The following is a 17,421-nucleotide window of genomic DNA, read 5'->3' as shown; positions in this document are numbered from 1 at the left end:
AGTCAATAATGACTGAGTGAACCGACCACGTCCAGTACATCATGTGGACGAGACCGTCTCGAACCAGCCGCGGCGACCAAAAGTACGAGCCACCTCGATCTCGCGCATCCACGGCGCAAGCGCCGCGCCAGTGTGGCGCAAGGGCGCCTCGCCATCCTGTGCGCAGGGGCGCCGGTCGGTGCGTACCCGCAGTGGTGCTGGGGAGCACTTCGGGGAGGGGTCTTGAACATGTGGCGAGGCGTGGTCGGCGTACTCACGGCGGCGGCAGTGGTGTCCGCGGGAGTGATCGCCGCGGAACCACGGTCGGCAACGGCAGCGGCGCCAGTGGTGAGGGCGGCACCGACGGGCCTGGAGGTCGAGCGGGAGACGGCCTCGGAGCAGGCCAGGCGGTCCGGCAAGCGGATCGAGGTCAAGAGCCAGCGCACCGTGTCGCAACGAGTCTTCGCCGACCCGAACGGCAAGTTCACCATGGAGCTCGACGCCCAACGCGGCGTACAGCCGAACGCCGTGCCCGGACTCCCGTGGTATCCCGCTCCCGGCGCGGGCTGGACCAAGGTGTTCAAGGGCCACCTGGACATGTCGTACTGGAACGGCGCCAACGACGACGGCTTCGCCAAGGTGGGCCGCTGCGACTGGCCGGGATGCAGGGACATCCATACGGCCCGTTCGTACTGGCAGTTCAACATCTCCGCGCTCCACGGCGGGGCCCAGATCCACGACGCGGAGCTCAACCTCCACCTGGCCTACTCACCGAGCTGTACGCCGACACCGTTCCAGGTCTGGCAGACCGATCCGATCAGCCCGGGAACGACCTGGAGAGCCCAGCCGAACACGACGCCGAGCCCACTGTGGACCCCCAATGTCGCGCACGGCTACAGCGCGGCCTGTCCGCCGAACAACGTCGGCATCCCGGTGCACGGCTCGATCGTCAGCAAGCTGAGCGTGGGCTCGACCACCGCGACGTTCATGGCCAAGGCCGTGGACGAGGGCGACAAGTTCCAATGGAAGAGGTTCGACGCCGCCACGCTCCTCGTGCAGTACAACTGGCCGGCCAGCAAGCCGACCAAGCTCTGGTCGAACGTGGGGCAAGGGCCAAGCCTCGGCTGCGCGAGCGATCCGAACCAGGCGTTCACCTACTCGCCGCGGCCCACGTTGCGCGCGAACGTGTCCGACCCGGACCGCCAGAACGTCAGCCTCGAGTTCGAATGGCACGAGTGGGGCAAGGGCGCCGTGGGTCGCATCCGTACCGCCGCCCACGGCAACAACACCACGGTTTCGGCGACGATCCCTGCCGGCCACTTCCAGGACGGCAACCAGATCGGCTGGCGGGTCCGCGCGACCGACGGCATCTCCTACAACGGGCAGCTGGTGTGGAGCGCGTGGGCGCAGTGGTGTGGCATGACGGTCGACACGAGGCCGCCGGGTCGCCCGGCACTCACCTCGACCGACTATCCGGAAGGCCAGATCGCCGGCTACGTGGGCAAGACCGGCGCGTTCACCGCGACCTCCACCGACCCCGACGTGATCGGATACCAATGGGCGTTGAACTTCCAGGACCTGCCCATCGTCGACCTCAAGTCGCCCTCGTTCGTCCCGGCGACGAACGGAAGGGCGATCATCCGAGCGACCCCACCAAGGGACGGTCCCAATGAGCTCTACGTCCGTGCCGTGGACCGCGCGCTGAACGTCTCTGACGTCTACCAGAAGCCAGATCCCAACGGTGGTTGGGAACCCGGTGGCTACCGGTTCCGGGTCGGGTCGGCGACACCGCCGCCGGTCGGGCACTGGCCATTGGAGGGCGGGCGCTACACGCCATCGGTGCCCGACGTGACGGCGGGCGGCCGGCACGGGACGGTCAGCGGGATGGTGCCCGGCGGTGGGTCGAAGTGGGTCTCCGGACGCGACGGCGACGGGCTGGGCTTCGACGCCACGGAGTCGGTGACGACCACCGGCGGCGCGCCGGTCGACACGGCCAACACGTTCACGGTCACAGCGTGGGCGCGCATGGATCGTCTCGCGGGATACCCGTCCGTCGTCTCGATGGACAGCAAGACCACGGCGGGGTTCCAGCTCCAGGCAACGCCGCAAGGCAAGTGGGCGTTCGCGATGTTCGCCGCCGACATCCCGAGTGGTGGCGACCGGCACGATCGGGTGGTGTCCTCCTCGAGCGTCCAGCTCGGTGTCTGGACCCACCTCACGGGCATGTACGACTCCGGTTCGAAGGAGCTCCGGCTCTACGTCAATGGCGCCTTGACGGCCTCCGGAACGCACCCGGGTGGGTTCACGGCGACCGGCCCGTTGACGATCGGACGTTCGATGTGGAATGGGAAACCGGTCGACTTCTGGCCGGGCTCCGTCGACGACGTACGAGTCTTCGACCGCATGCTCGCCGACAGCGAGATCGGGACCCTCGCCAACACTCCCACCGCCGAGGAGGTGTTCCTCCCGTTCGACGAGGGCGCCGGGACGACGGCGAACGACGTCTCCGGCAACTACACAAATGGGCGGATCGTTCCCGGGACCACCTGGGGTTCCGGGGTGGTCGGCGACGGCGCGGTAGTGCTCGACGGGGTCAAGGGCGAGGTCCCGACCTCTAAGCAGGCGGTGCGTACCGACCGAAGCTTCACGGTCACCGCGCGGGTCAAGCTGGACGCGGCGAGCACGAAGGCGCACACCATCGTCAGCCAGGACGGGCCGCTGTCGTCCGGATTCTCCTTGCAGTACGTGCCGATCGCGGGACAGGCGCCGGGTCGATGGGCGATGTTCCTGTCCCCAGCCGACAGCGCCAACCCGTCCTGGATCACCGTGATGTCCGCGGACCCCGCGCGCGATGGCGAGTGGACACACCTCGGCGCGGTCTACGACGCCGCGAAGGGCCAGGTGCGGCTGTACGTCAACGGCTACGAGCACGTGGCCCCGGCACGACCCAGTGCCCACGTCGGTGGCAATCTCGTTCTGGGTAGGGCGAAACTGAACAGGGCCGCGGTGTCCCGCTTCGACGGCGCGATCGACGACCTGCACGTCTACTCCGGAGTGCTGACCAAGGAGCAGCTCCAGGCCGACAACCTCAGCCCGGTCACGTCGCGCCCGAACGTGCGCGCCGGGCAGTTCAACCGGTACGTCAGTCGAGACGGCCGAGGACATTTCTTCACCAACGGACCTGTCCCGGCCGACATGCGGTTCGAGGGCGCGCTCGGCACTCCCGCGCCCGCGGAGGAGACCAACACGCGGATGCTCTACTCCTGCAGCTACGACCGGGGCCAGTTCTCCTCGGCGGATCCGGCCTGCGAGGGACGCACGCGGATCGGCGACATCGGGTTGGTCTACAAGAGCCCACCACCGGACGTCGAGTCCATCCCGATCTACCGCTGCGCCGTACCGGGAACGGGTGACCACTTCAACACCACCGACGAGAACTGCGAAGGCGACCAGTACATCCAAGAGGGTCTGCTCGGCCACGCACTGGCCTACTGGCAGTTGATCCGCTACGAGCAGGGCTACGGATCCCGCGACCAGCTGACGACCACGAACGTTCCCGGCCCTGGCTACCGACCGGCAGGTGCCCAGGGGATGGTGTCGATGAAGCGACTGCCCAACGGCGTGGACCTGTACTCGTGCGCCGACGGCACCGACGAGTTCGTCACCGACGACGCCACCTGCGAAGGGAAGACCAAGCACCGTTGGGTGGGCGACGCCTGGCCGGAGGCTCCCACGTTCGCCCGCCAGACCGCTCGGCTGTTCGCCTGCAAGGTCACCGACAGCGGCGACAGGTTCACCTCACTCGATGCGGAGTGCGAGGGCGAGACCGTCCAACGGCCGCTCGGCTACGTCATCACCCGCCTGTAGTCCCAGCGCACAAGGAGATTCTCGCGATGGCGAAGCATCGATCGACCGTGTTGCGCGGAGTAGTGCGCTGGCTCGCGATAGGTATCGGGTTCGCGTTGGTGGCCACCCTGGCTGAGCCGGTGGTGGCGGCGCCCCCGCCGTCGACGGTTCCCGGCGTTCCGCACGTACCGCCGTTCGACAAGCCGGTTCCCGTCACGCCGGTGCCGGTGAAACCGCAGCCGGCGAACGCGAAGGCAGTCGCCTCCGCCACAGGTGAGGTGCCGGCCCCGGCATGGCCGTCCGCTGGCACCGCCGACGTTCAGCTGGGCGCGATCGGCCGCGCCGCCGCGACGGCACGGGTCGGCGGACTGCCGATCAAGGTGGCGTCGACAGCACGAAGCGGGAAGGCGCCGGCATCGGTGCGGGTCGAGCTGCTCGACAAGGCCGCCGCCGACAAGGCCGGCGTCGCCGGGCTGCTGCTCCGCGTCCGCCGGACCGACGGCGTCGCGGCGCCCAGTACGGTCACGCTCACCATCGACTATTCCGCGATTCGCCATGCCTACGGCGCGAACTGGGGCAACCGGCTGCGCGTCGTGCGCCAGCCCTACGCGGCGCTCGAGTCGACGAACGACCCGAAGACCGAGACACTCACCGCCCAGGTGCAGGCCTCCGGTGCGGACGCGACGTACGCGATCGCCGCCGCGACGGGCGGCGACACGGGCAGCCACGCCGCGACGCCGCTCGCCCTCACCGGGACGTGGCAGACGTCCGGCCAGACCGGTGACTTCAACTGGTCGTACCCGCTCCGGGTGCCGGAGACGCCGGGCAACCTCACGCCGCAGCTGGCCGTGTCGTACTCCTCGGGCTCGGTGGACGGCCGCACCGCGTCCACGAACAACCAACCCTCGTGGGTCGGCGAAGGCTTCGACCTGTGGTCCGGGTCGATCGAACGTGCCTACAAGAGCTGCTCCGACGACAAGGTCGGCGGCAACAACGCGACCTACCCCACCAGCGACCAGTGCTGGTTCACCGACAACGCGACGATGTCGCTGGCCGGTCACTCCGGCAAGCTCGTCCGCGTCGGCACGAGCGACGTCTTCCGGCTGGAGAAGGACGACGGGACGAGGGTCGAACGCCTCTACGGTGCCGACAACGAGGACAAGGACAAGGAGTACTGGAAGGCCACGTCGTCCGACGGCACGCAGTACTTCTTCGGTCGGAACAGGCTGCCCGGATGGCCTGATGGCAAGCAGACGCAGTCCGCCTGGGTCGCTCCCGTGTTCGGCAACCACGCCGGTGAGCCGTGCTACGAGACGACGTTCCTCGCCTCGCAGTGCAGCCAGGCCTACCGCTGGAACCTCGACTACGTCGTCGACAAGCACGGCAACACGGTCACCTACTACTACCAGAAGGACCGCAACAAGTACGGCCTCGACAACGGCAAGAAGGTCGCGGAGTACGACCGCGGCGGCGTGCTGCTGCGCGCGGAGTTCGGCACCCGCGCGGGCACCGAGCACCTGGCTGCGCCGCCGGCGAAGGTCGTGTTCGACACCGCGGAGCGGTGCCTCGTGGCGACCTGCACGCCGACGAAGGAGAACTACCCGGACGTCCCGTTCGACCTGCAGTGCGTGGCAGCCACCTGTCCGACCGTCGTGTCGCCCACGTTCTGGACGACGAAGCGGCTCACCAAGATCACCACATACGCGGGTGCGCAGGCAGTCGACGCGTGGACCTTCAGCCACAGCTTCCCCAAGCCGGGCGACGGATCGAGGGAAGCGCTCTGGCTGACGAGGATCGGCCACGCCGGCCTGGGCGGGACCGCCGCCGCAGTACCGAACGTCACGTTCTACGGCCGGGCGATGGAGAACCGGGTCAACTCCAGCTACGACACCGCCGGACCGCTGCCGAAGTACCGCATCACCGGGATCCGCAACGAGTTCGGCGGCCACGTCACCGTCAACTACGCGCCCACGAACTGCACACCGACGACACTGCCGAAGCCGGAGCAGAACTCGCTGCGCTGCTTCCCGGTCTACTGGGCTCCGGACGGTGGCATCGCGTTCACCGACTGGATGCACAAGTACGTGGTGGAGAACGTCGTGCAGCAGGACCTGGTCGGAGGGTCGCCGAGTGAGGTCACGTCGTACGACTACCTGGGCGGCGGCGCCTGGCGGTACGGCGACGACGAGCTGATCGACCCGAAGCGCCGCACCTGGTCGGAGTGGCGTGGCTACCAACGCGTCGTCGTCCGGCACGGCAACCCGACGGAGACCGACACCCCGCAGTCCAAGACCGAGTACGTCTACTTCCGCGGCATGAACGGCGACCGTCTCAACCCCGCGGGCGGCGTCCGTCCGGCGTCGGTCCCGGACAGCCGCGGACCGACGTCGACCGTCCCCGACGACGACCAGCTGAACGGGCTGGTGCGCGAGAAGGTCACCTACAACGGCGTCGGGGGAGCGGTCGTCGGGAGCACGATCACCGACTACTGGCAACGCGGCCCGACCACCACGCAGGGTTCGGCGAAGGCGTACATGGTCGAGACCGGTGGGGTGTTGGAACGCACCGCGCTCCCCGGCGGCAAGTGGCGCAGCAACCAGATCAGCCGTGCATACAACGACGACGCCCAGGTCACCCAGATCGACGACCGCGGCGACCTCGGCACGGCTGACGACGACGAGTGCACGCGCACCTGGTACGCGCGCAACGAGACCGCCCTGCTGCTGCGGCTTCCGTACCGCACGCAGACGGTAGCGGCGCCCTGCTCGGCGACGCCGGTCTTCCCGGCCGACGCGGTCTCCGACGTCCGCACGTACTACGACGGCAACAACACCCTCGGCGCGCGTCCGGCGGTCGGCAACCCGACGAAGGTCGAGCAACTCACCGACCACCAGAATGGCCAGCCGGTCTACGCGGTCTCCTCCCGCACGACCTACGACGCGTTCGGCCGTCCGGAGGACAGCTTCGACGCACTGGGCCGCAAGACGGCCACGAGGTACACCGAGGTTGGCGGCCTGACGACGAAGCTGACGATCACCAACCCGAAGGGCCACGTCACGACGACCGACCTGGCGCCGGCGTGGGCGGAACCGGTCCGGTCGACCGACTCCGCTGGAGGCGTCACCGAGTTCGCGTACGACGCGCTGGGGCGGATCGCCAGCGTCTGGCTACCGGGCCGGGTGAAGGGCCGCGACAGCGCGAACCTGCGGTACGCGTACCTGATCCGTACCAACGGGCCGAGCGTTGTGACGACCGAGACGTTGCGGGCGAACGGCAACCACGTCGCGAGTCACTCGCTCTACGACGGGTTCCTCCGGCCGCGCCAGACCCAGTCGCCCGGCTGGGGTGAGGGCGGGCGCCTGACCGGCCGAGTCATCACCGACACCGTCTTCGACTCGCGCGGCTCGGTGGCCAAGGACAACGGCCAGTACTACGCCGAGGGTGCGCCGGCGACGGTCCTGGTCCAGGCCGGCGACAACAACATCCCGAGCCAGACCGTGACGACGTACGACGGCGCCGGCCGCGCCATCGGGACGGTCTTCAAGTCCAAGAACGTCGAGCAATGGCGGTCCACGAGCGAGCATTTCGGCGACCACACGAAGGTCACGCCGCCGCCGGGCGGAACCCCGACCACGACGTACCTGGACGGGGACGGGCGGATCGTCGCACTGCATCAGCACACCGGGTCGACCCCGGACAGCCCAGCCGACATCACGAAGTACACCTACGACCACAAGAACGGCGAGCTCGCGACCGTCACCGATCCCGCGGGCAACCAGTGGAAGTACACCTACGACCTGCGTGGGCGGCGCATCGCCGTGGACGACCCGGACCGGGGCGAGTCCACCTCCACGTACGACGCCGCCGGCCAGGTGCTGACGACGACCGACGCGCGCGGCGAGACGCTCGCGTACGGCTACGACGCGCTGGGGCGCAAGACCGAGGAGCGGCTGGGTTCTGCGACCGGTCCGATCCGGGCTTCGTGGGCATTCGATGCTCTTCGGCCGGGGCTTCCGGACTCGAGCACGCGTCATGAGGGCGGGCTGACCGTCACCACGGCAGTCGCGGGCTACGAGCCGGGCAGCAACCGGCCGACCGGCGAGAAGGTCGGTCTCGCTGGGATCGAGTCCGAGCTGAACGGCACGTACGCCACGAACTTCACGTATCGGCCGGACGGGAGCATCGCGTCGGTTGCCCTTCCAGGTAAGGGAGACCTACGGGCGGAGACGTTGACGCTCGGGTATGACGACCTCGGCCTGGTGCGGACCGTCAACGGCAGCCTGGCCGGCTACGTGAACGACACGTGGTACACGAGGTTCGCCGAGCTGTCGTTCCTCTCGCTGGGAGACGCGGGTGCACGGGTGTGGAACTCGCTGTACTACGACGAGGCGACGCGGCGCCTCACCCGGTCGCGGGTCGAGCGGGAGAAGAGCCCGGGCGACCAGGTGAACGACTTCCGCTACGACTACGACAAGGTCGGGAACGTCACCTCGATCGCGGACCGGCCGGAGGGCGGGGTCGCCGACGTGCAGTGCTTCGACCACGACCACCTCGCGCGGATGGTCGAGGCGTGGACGTCAACCGGGGCTTGCGCCAGCACACCGACTCCGGAGACGGTGGGTGGGGCGTCGGCGTACTGGACGTCGTACGGCTACGACGTGACGGGCAACCGCACCAGCGAGAAGCGTCACGGTGTCGGTGGTGCTGCTGACGACGTGACGCGCACCTACGCTCATCCTGCGCCGAAGTCGGCGCAGCCGCACACGGTGACGTCGGTGACGACCACCGGGCCGAGCGGGTCTTCGGTCGACTCGTTCTCGTACGACGCGACCGGCAACACGAAGAAGCGCACGCTGGCGGGCTCGACGCAGACGCTGGATTGGGATCCGGCCGGTCGGTTGATGTCGGCGGTCGCGGCGGACGGCGAGACGACCGGTTTCGCGTACGACGCCGGTGGCGAGCGCGTCCTGCGGCGCGAGCCCGGCTCGACGACGCTCTACGTGGGCGCGCAGCAGTTCGAGCTGAACCACGCGACTCGGGCGGTGACCGGTACCCGGTTCTATTCGCATGGCGACCGGATCGTGGCGGTGCGGAACGGCACCGGCCTGTACTGGCAGGCGGCCGACCATCACGGCACCGTGACGACCACGATCAGGGCTGGCACGTTGGAGGTGGGCCGGCGCCAGTTCACCCCGTTCGGCGAGACCCGCGGCGCGGCGCCTTCGTCGTGGCCGGACGAGAAGGGCTTCGTCGGCGGGAACCAGGATCCCTCGCTGGGAGTGACCCAGCTGGGTGCGCGCGAGTACGACCCCGCGCTCGGTCGGTTCCTGTCGGTCGACCCGATCATCGATCACCAGGACCCGCAACAGATGCACGGGTACGCGTACGCGAACAACAACCCGTCGACGCTGAGCGATCCGGACGGCCTGTTCCCCGACTGCGGGTGCCCGTCGGACCGGTACGGGTACGACAACGTGCTGCACAACGCCGACGGGTCGCTGCTGAGCGAGACGAACGCGAACAAGTGGCTGTCGCCGACACAGAAGAAGAAGTGGAAGGCGAAGGTCAAGCGCAAGGCCGAGGCGAAGAAGCGGCGGCAGGCCTGGGAGCAGAAGGTCCGCGCGGCCGGCTACACGCCAGAGGAGTACGAAGAGGCGAAGAAGATCAAGGAGAAATCCGTCTTCGACGTCGTGGTCGAAGCCGGCGGCGCGATCCTCTCGGAGTTCTTGGGCATCGAGGACATCAAGGGCTGCTTCGGCCGCGGCGATCTCGGCTCCTGCATCTCGATGGTGATCAACGTCATTCCTTGGTCGAAGCTCTTCCGCATCGGTGAGCTCATCGGAGCCGTGAAGAAGGCCTGGAAGGCCGTTACGTCGTTCAACGAGAAGAGGCGCCAGGCCGACAACGTGCTCAAGGGCGTCAACAACGCGACGAAGGGGTGTCACAGCTTCCGGCCATCGACGAAGGTGAAGATGGCCGACGGATCGACCAAGCCGATTGGGGAGATCAAGCTCGGCGACCAAGTGCTGACGATCGATCCGAAGACCAAACGTACGAAGGCGCACAAGGTCGTCTCCCTGCACGTCAACGTGGATCGCGACCTCGTCGATCTCCGGGTCCGGAACGCGAAGGGCGTGGTGACCACGTTCTTCACTACGGCGAACCATCCGTTCTGGCTCGAGTCGTCGGGCAGGTTCGTGGACGCGAGCGAGCTGGCGCCTGGGGACCGGTTGTTCGGGACGGCCGAGGGGTCGTTCGAGGTGCTGGAGGCGCGACGCTACGCGGGCGAGTCGTCCATGCGCGACCTGACCGTCGACGTGGCGCACACCTACCTCGTGTCGGACGGCGCGACAGATGCGCTGGTGCACAACAACGACTGTCCCGTGCACAGCCCCGACCCTTGCGACTGCCCCGATGCTGGGACCGAGGAACCCTGGGTCAACGAGCTCCACGACACCGAGAGGTTCAAGGAACGAGTGACGGAGACGAACACCAGGACCGACCAAGTATGGAACACGCCGAAAGTGGCAGATGGACTCGCCCACGGCACCACGTCCAACCCCATCGGCGACGCGATTGTCATCACCTTCGGTATCGGGCTTGGCATCAAGGTCGCATGGCAAAGGTTGCGGCGGCGGTGAGGGTTCGTGGTGGGCCGGGCTGAGGCGGGCCCACGACGTCATCCCAAGGCCACGTCCGTCAGCTGACGGAACGGAGCCGGGCGTGGAGGTCGGCGCGGTGGAGGTCGGGGGAGTCGGCGGCGCCGGTTTCGTCGAGGATGCGGAGCGCTGCTCGCCAGCTGGTGGCGGCCTCCGCGGGGCGCGCGCAGCGCAGTAACGCCTGGCCCAGTTGGGAAAGGAGGCTCGCCTCGTACCAACGGTCGCCGAGCTGGGCGTAGATCTCCACCGCCGTTCGGTATTGCTCGACCGCTTCGTCGCAGCGGACGAGGTTGGTGCTCGCCGCGGCGAGGGCTTGCAGCACGCGGGCTTCGCCGCGGCGGTGGCCGAGGGAGCGGAGCAAGGCAAGGGCGGAGTCGAAGACGGGCACTGCCTCAGGCGCGCGGCCGAGGGCGGTCAGCGTCACCGCCTCCTGGTACGCGCACACCGCCACGTTCCCCGACACCTCCTCACGCGCCCGTTCCATCGCACCCGCCCGCCGGAAGCAGTCCAACGCTTCGTCGAGAGAGCCGCTCGAGCGCAACGCGCTGCCGAGATTGTTCAACGCCTGCGCCGCGCCCACGGCGTGGCCCGCTTCGGTGAAGACCTCGAGCGCCGAGCGCTGCGTGCGTACGGCGAGCTCCGTCCGGCCCGTGGCGCGGTACGCGGCGCCGATGCCCGACAGCATCGTTGCGATGCCGACCCGGTCACCGCAACGCTGAGCCGCCCGAAGACCGATCTGGTGGGTCGTGACGATCTCGTCCCACGCGCCGATCAGATACAGATGCGCCCAGGTGGCGTTCGCGAGCCACCAGCAGAGGTAGTCGAAGCGATGGGCGAACGCGACCCGCACGGACGCGACGAGATTGTGCCGCTCCGTCTCGAACCAGGCATGGGCATCCGCTTCGCCTGTGAACGTAAGCGGCACGATGCCCACAACGTCGGGATGGAGGTCGTCCTTGGTCGGCTCCAGCTGCGCCTTCGCCTGGAAGGCGCTCATGGTCTGCCAGCCGAGGAGACGTCGAAGGCTCTCGGCCCGGTCCGCGGGCGCGTCCTGCTCCGAGGCGAGCTCGGACGCGTACGAGCGAAGCAGGTCGTGCAGTTCGTACCGCCCAGAGCGCTTGTGCTGCAGCTGACTCGTGCCCACCAGCCGGTCGAGCAGTCTGCCCGCGGAGGCGAGAGACACTCCGGCCAACGCGGCGGCTCCGGGCACGCCGATGTCGGGGCCGGGGTTGAGCGAGAGCACGCGAAGCATCCTCGCCGCATCGGCGGGCAACGCGGCGTTGGACCAGGAGAGGACGCCTCGCAGGTCCGTCGTCTCGTCGTCGTCGCTCTGCAGCGTGTCGAGTTTGGCGCTCTCGTCGCCGAGCGACGCCACGAGATCGGTGAGCCGATCCGACAGCTCCCGCCCAGCACGTTCACCCGCGATCGTCAACGCCAGTGGGAGACCGTGGCACAGCCGAGCCAGTTCGGCAACGCTGTCACGCGAGGTGCCGCGATCGCCGAGGAAGGACTCGAGCAGGTCGATCGACTCCTGGTGGTCCAAGCCGTCCAGGGTGAACGGATGCGCGCCATCGCGCACGGTCAGGCCACGCAGCTGGTTGCGGCTCGTCACCACCACCAACACCCCGGACCCGGGGATCAGCGGTCGGACCTGGCGAGCATCGCGGGCGTTGTCCAGCAGGATCAACGTACGGCGCCCCGCCATCATCGTGCGCAACAGCGCCGAACGGGCGTCCAGGTCCGGTGGCAGCTGGTCGGGTCGGCCACCGAGCGCACGCACGAGCGTCTCGACGGCGACCCCGGGGTCCATCGGCTCCCCGGGCCCGTACCCGTGCAGGTCGAGGTACAACTGCCCGCCGGGAAACAGGTGCGCGACCTGATGTGCCCAGTGCACCGCGAGCGCGGTCTTGCCGATGCCCGCCGGCCCGTCCAAGGTCACGACCATCCCCGGCTGGTCCGCCGCGTCTTGGTCGGAGATCAGCTTGCGCAGTCGGGTGAGAACCTCCGTCCTCCCGGTGAATCGCCCGAGATCGGACGGCAGCTGGCGCGGGATCGAGGAGGGCGGTCCCGGCTCGTCCGCGGCGAGCAACCGCAGATGTGCGCGCTGGAGGTCCGGCCCGGGTGAGACCCCGAGCTCGTCTGCCAGCCGGGCGCGGATCCGTTCGTACGCGACCAACGCTTCGGGGACACGGCCGCGGCGCTCCAGCGCGAGCATCAACCGCGCCCACAGCGACTCCCGGAACGGATGCGCGTCGGCCAGGCTGATCAGCTCGGCGATCGCGCTCGCGGCGCGATCGGTGGGGAGGTCGAGATCGACCCGACGCTCCACCAGTTCCAGCTGACGCTCGACCAGGTCGCGTTCGTACCGTGCGTCGAGCCAGGCCGACCGTACGTCCACGAACGCCCGGCCCTGCCACATCCGCAGCGCGGCGGCGATGGTCGCGGCCTCCTGGGGGGTACCACGCTCGGCGGCCGCCTGGTCGCACAGCTCGAGGAACCGCAACGCGTCTACCGCCTCCGCGCGGACGCGGAGGCGGTAGCCCTCGTGCTGGGTCTCGATCAGGTCCGGGAGGACCCGACGCAGCCGCGAGACGTACGTCTGGATGCCCGCGCGGACGTCGGCCGGCGGATCGGACTCCCACAGCGCGCGCGAGATCGTCTCGATCGGCACTGGGTTCGGCGCCGACATCGCGAGGACGGCCACCAACGTCCGCGGGATCTCCGCGGCGATCCGGACCGGCTCACCGCGCACGGTGAGTCCGAACGGACCTAGCAGCGTGATCTCGAGGTGTGACACCAGCCTCTCCCCTCCGCGAGGTGCGTCAGCCCTTGTAGTAGAAGAACCAGGGACCCCAAGCCATGTTGGTGTTGTGGATGCAAGCGCCGCTGGGGATGCCAGCGAGGCGTTTCTGGTGGCGTGCGTAGTCGCAGTCACGCCCGCTTCCGTGGTCGCGTGAGACGCAGGTGACACGCCACTTTCCGCCCGGTGTCGACCAGCACTCGGCGGCGGCGCGAACGGCGGTGGTGGTACCGGTGGGGGCGGCGGCCTGGGCGCCTGTCGCGAGCGAGATGGTGGAGGCGCACAGGAGGCCGACCGTTCCCATGGCGGCCGCGATCAGGCGGATTCGACTCGACACTGGCTGTTCCTTCCCTCTTGGTGAGAAACCCTACGAAGAGGGACGATGCCTGCTGGCGCTTTCCGGACGCTTTCCGCGCCCTTTCACCGCCACGGGCGGGGTGCCCCCGCACCGGGGACGGGGTGGGGTAGCGGATACTGGCGATGTGGCACAGCGCGTGACGATCATCGTCAACCCGATCAAGGTCGACGACCTCGACGGGTTCAGGTCCACTGTCAACCAGGCTTTGACGGAACGCGGGTACGACGAGCCGGTCTGGTTGGAGACCACGGTCGACGATCCCGGGTACGCGATGGCCAAGCAGGTCGCCGACGATCCCGTCGAACTCCTCGTGGTGGCCGGTGGGGACGGGACGGTACGCATCGTGTGTGCCGAGCTCGCGCACACCGAGATCCCGATCGCCATCCTCCCTTCAGGTACGGGGAATCTGCTCGCCCGCAACCTCGGCATCCCGCTCCAGGTCGAGACCGCGCTCTCCGCCCTGCTCGACGGTCGGACCCGCGTGATCGACATCGTCGGCGTCGAAGGCGACGGCATGGACGCCGACCGGTTCACCGTGATGGCAGGCCTCGGGCTCGACGCGGCGATCATGGCCGATGCCCCGGATCCGTTGAAGAAACGTCTCGGCTGGGCCGCCTATCTCGTGTCCGCCGCCAAGAATCTCAACCACCGCTCGGTGCGGGTCAGGATCACCGTCGACGACCATCCGCCGCTGACCAGGCGGGCCCGTACGGTGATCGTCGGCAACGTCGGCACCCTCACCGCGGATGTCGCGTTGCTGCCGGACGCGCGGCCCGACGACGGGCTGATCGACGTCGTCGTTCTCACCCCGACGCGACTGTCGCACTGGCCCGGTCTGGCCTGGCGCATCCTGACCCGCAGCGTGGCCCCCGACCGGCACGTGCACCGCCTCGCCGGCCGCCGCGTCCACGTCGAGGCGGCCCGGCCGATGCAACGCCAGCTCGACGGCGACCCGATCGGGCCCGGCCGAACCCTGACCGCCCAGGTCGAGCAGGACGCGCTCTCCCTGCGGGCACCCGCGGAGTCCGACGGCTAGCCTCAGGATTTCAGGTGTTTGGTGGGCGGTATCGACTGATCCGAGCGGGAAGGCACTCCGTTGGGTGAGGCGTCGTGGTCGCCTTACCCGGCCAGTGACCGCTCTACCTGGCGTCCACCCCACGTAAAGCGGCCAATGATCATGTAAACATGATCATTGGCCCCAGTGCGGGGGCGGACCGGGCGAACCCACCGGACGGACGAAGGATCGAGGCTAGTCGCCGTTCACGGCGGTGACCAGGTACTGCGTCTGGACGTGGTGACCGGGCGCCACGCCGTACTTCCGGTCGAGCTCGAGCACCTCGTCCAGCGCCGTGACACGGACGTCGGAGAACCCGCTCTCGCGCACGACGTCCGCGGTCGCGTCGATCGAGATCGCCTGCGCGAGCGGGAGAACGGTCAACACCTCGTCGTCGTACAGGTGCTGGAAGTCCGCCTCCTTGGCGGTCGCCGGGTCCGAGCGGATGCCGTCGGGGAACCAGGTGCTGTCGACCGCGACGAGCCGGCCGCCGGGCCGGAGCAGGCGGCGCCAGTTGGCGAGCGCGATCGCGGGCGTTCGGAGCGTCCACAGCACGTACCGGGCGGTGATGACGTCGAAGCTCTCGGGCGGAAAGTCCGGTGCGACGGCGTCGCCCACCGCGAGGATCGGCGGGGCGAACGGGAGCCGTGCGGCCTTCGCGCCTGCGTTGTCGAGCATCCCCTCGGCGAGGTCGATGCCGTAGACGGAGTAGCCGAGCTCGGCGAGCAGGAGCGAGACGTGCCCCGTGCCCGTACCGACGTCGAGAACGGTCGCCGGCGGAGGTGGGAGCGCCCGCCGCCAGACGTTCAGCCAGGTCTGGTGGACCTCGTCGTGCCGGAGGCGTTCGAGCTGGTACGCGTCGTAGGAGTCGGCGTGCCGGCTCCAGTAGGCGCTGATGTTGGACTGCACACCGCCGTCAGCTGGCGAGCTCACTGGTGTCCCTTTCGTCGAACGGCCTGAACAGCAGCTGGAAACCGTCGTCGGTCCGCACCCGCTGCACGCGGATCCGGTAGACGGGCTCCAGCACCTCCGCGCGGAGCACGTCCTCCGGACGACCGGCGGCGCGGATCGTCCCGCGGTCGAGGAGCACGACCTCGTCGCAGTACCGCGCCGCGAGGTTGAGGTCGTGCAGCACGATGATCGTCGTCACGTCGAGCGTGCTGACGAGCTGCAGAACCTCATGCTGGTAACGGATATCGAGGTGGTTCGTCGGCTCGTCGAGCAGCAGGTGGTCGGTCTGCTGTGCGAGTGCCCGCGCGATCAGTACGCGCTGTTTCTCGCCTCCCGACAGCCCGGCGAACGCGCGGTCCGCCAGCTGCCGCGCACCGACTCGCGTGAGTGCCGCGGCGGCGATCGCGTAGTCGTTCGTGGTGTGCCGTTGGAACGTCGACAGGTGCGGAATCCGCCCCAGCAGAACGAGATCGGTCACCGTGAGCGGCAGCTCGCCCCCGCCCTCCTGGACGACGACGGCGAGCCGCTTGGCGATGTCGCGCCGGTGCAGCGTCTGGATCGGGACGTCGTCCAACGACACCTGGCCCGCCCGCGGTGCGAGCGCTGCGTAGAGCGTGCGGAGCAACGTGGTCTTGCCGCTCCCGTTTGGCCCGATCAGCCCGACGATCTGGCCGGGGCGCGCGGTGACCTCGACGCCGTCGAGGACCACAGCGTCGCCGTACGCGAACGAGATCGACTCGGCAGTGATCACGTGCCGCTGCCGAAGTGCTGCTCGATCCGCTCGAGGCCGTCGACCGACAGCGGGGTCGGCGGCTCGGTGAAGTTGAACAGCTGCACGAGGATCGCGTCGTTCTTCACCGCGCGAAGGTCGTTCGCGCCGGGCAGCTTGACGATCGCGTGCTTCACTGCCTTCGGGTCGCCGTCGACGTAGAGCAGGACGAGCACGTCGGGGTCGCGGTCGATGATCGACTCGAGCGTCACCTCGAAGACCCGTTCGTTCACATCGCCGAACACGTTGGTGAAACCGGCGGCCTCGAGCTGCGGGTGGGACATGCTCTTGTTGCCGTACGCGTACCCGCTGCCACCGCCGACGGTCGGGAACAGCACCGCCGCGGTGCGCTTCTTGCCGGTCGGCCGCACCGTGGCCTTGGTGACCCGCTCCTGCAGCGTGTCGATCATCGCCGCGGCTTCCTTCTGCCGGCCGAAGATCTTCCCGTACGTCTCGACCTGCCCGTAGATGTCGTCGAACGTCGTGGCGCCGGGCGCACCTTCCGGGCAGTAGACCGGCTGCATCAACGCGTTGATGCCCGACGCGGCGAGCCCCTCGCGGGTGAAGCCGTCGGGCAGCCCCATCACAAGGTCGGGCTCCTTGGCGATGACGGTCTCCTGGGAGAGCTTCAGGTGGCCGCTGGAGTCCAGGTCCTCGCCGAGCGACTCGATCTTCTCGATGAACGTGTTCGTCTCGTCGTCGAAGTAGGCCGGCGGGAACGCACCGGCACGCAGCACGACCTTGTCCAGAACGCCCAGCCCCTTGAAGATCGTGACCGGTGCGCTCTCCAGCAGGATCACTCGCTCGGGTGGGCGTTCGAAGGTGACCTTGGCCCCGCAGTTGTCGATCGTGACGGGGAACCCGGCGACGGCCTCGTTGGACGAGCCGGTGGACGGACCAGCGGCAGGGGTGGCCTCGTTCCCACAGGCGACCGGCATGAGTCCGAGCGCGAGGACCGGCGCGAGCAGCAGCAGGCGTTTGCGGACGTGCATGTCGAACAGCTCC

The 17,421-nt window shown here is 68.8% G+C and carries 8 protein-coding genes; 3 read left to right on the top strand and 5 right to left on the bottom strand.

The window, feature by feature from the left end; all coding sequences use genetic code 11:
- Window positions 1–228: 228 nt before the first annotated feature.
- Window positions 229–3,846 carry a LamG-like jellyroll fold domain-containing protein gene (locus JOD67_RS31695; RefSeq protein WP_205121367.1) on the top strand — a complete coding sequence of 1,206 codons (3,618 nt, stop codon included), beginning with the start codon at window positions 229–231 and terminating at the stop codon, window positions 3,844–3,846.
- A 26-nt stretch (window positions 3,847–3,872) separates the two neighbouring features.
- Window positions 3,873–10,466: an RHS repeat-associated core domain-containing protein gene (locus JOD67_RS31690; protein ID WP_205121366.1), complete on the top strand. Its 6,594-nt coding sequence runs from the start codon at window positions 3,873–3,875 to the stop codon at window positions 10,464–10,466.
- 58 nt (window positions 10,467–10,524) lie between these two features.
- Here the strand turns inward: JOD67_RS31690 and JOD67_RS31685 are convergent, their stop codons facing one another.
- Window positions 10,525–13,281 (bottom strand): AfsR/SARP family transcriptional regulator, encoded by a 2,757-nt coding sequence (locus JOD67_RS31685; protein WP_205121365.1) that lies wholly within the window; start codon window positions 13,279–13,281, stop codon window positions 10,525–10,527.
- A 25-nt stretch (window positions 13,282–13,306) separates the two neighbouring features.
- Window positions 13,307–13,621 carry a hypothetical protein gene (locus JOD67_RS31680; RefSeq protein ID WP_205123377.1) on the bottom strand — a complete coding sequence of 105 codons (315 nt, stop codon included), beginning with the start codon at window positions 13,619–13,621 and terminating at the stop codon, window positions 13,307–13,309.
- A 145-nt stretch (window positions 13,622–13,766) separates the two neighbouring features.
- On the opposite strand from JOD67_RS31680, the gene JOD67_RS31675 reads away from it, so the two are divergent.
- Window positions 13,767–14,678: a diacylglycerol/lipid kinase family protein gene (locus JOD67_RS31675; RefSeq protein ID WP_307782625.1), complete on the top strand. Its 912-nt coding sequence runs from the start codon at window positions 13,767–13,769 to the stop codon at window positions 14,676–14,678.
- Window positions 14,679–14,891: 213 nt separating this feature from the next.
- Here JOD67_RS31675 and JOD67_RS31670 read toward each other — a convergent pair whose 3' ends face one another.
- Genes JOD67_RS31670 through JOD67_RS31660 form a run of 3 tightly spaced genes read right to left on the bottom strand, consistent with a single transcriptional unit; the run spans window position 14,892 to window position 17,408 of the window.
- Window positions 14,892–15,629: a class I SAM-dependent methyltransferase gene (locus JOD67_RS31670; RefSeq protein WP_205121364.1), complete on the bottom strand. Its 738-nt coding sequence runs from the start codon at window positions 15,627–15,629 to the stop codon at window positions 14,892–14,894.
- Complete coding sequence (locus JOD67_RS31665; protein WP_205121363.1) at window positions 15,613–16,398, bottom strand: ABC transporter ATP-binding protein; 786 nt, start codon at window positions 16,396–16,398, stop codon at window positions 15,613–15,615. The genes JOD67_RS31670 and JOD67_RS31665 overlap by 17 nt, the downstream gene beginning before the upstream one ends.
- Window positions 16,395–17,408, bottom strand: coding sequence for an ABC transporter substrate-binding protein (locus JOD67_RS31660; RefSeq protein ID WP_205121362.1), 1,014 nt, complete (start codon window positions 17,406–17,408; stop codon window positions 16,395–16,397). Before JOD67_RS31660 ends, JOD67_RS31665 begins: the two co-directional genes overlap by 4 nt.
- Window positions 17,409–17,421 lie beyond the last annotated feature (13 nt).

The sequence above is a fragment of the Tenggerimyces flavus genome, assembly GCF_016907715.1.
GTDB lineage: Bacteria > Actinomycetota > Actinomycetes > Propionibacteriales > Actinopolymorphaceae > Tenggerimyces > Tenggerimyces flavus.
This window is presented reverse-complemented; position numbering and strand designations above follow the sequence as displayed.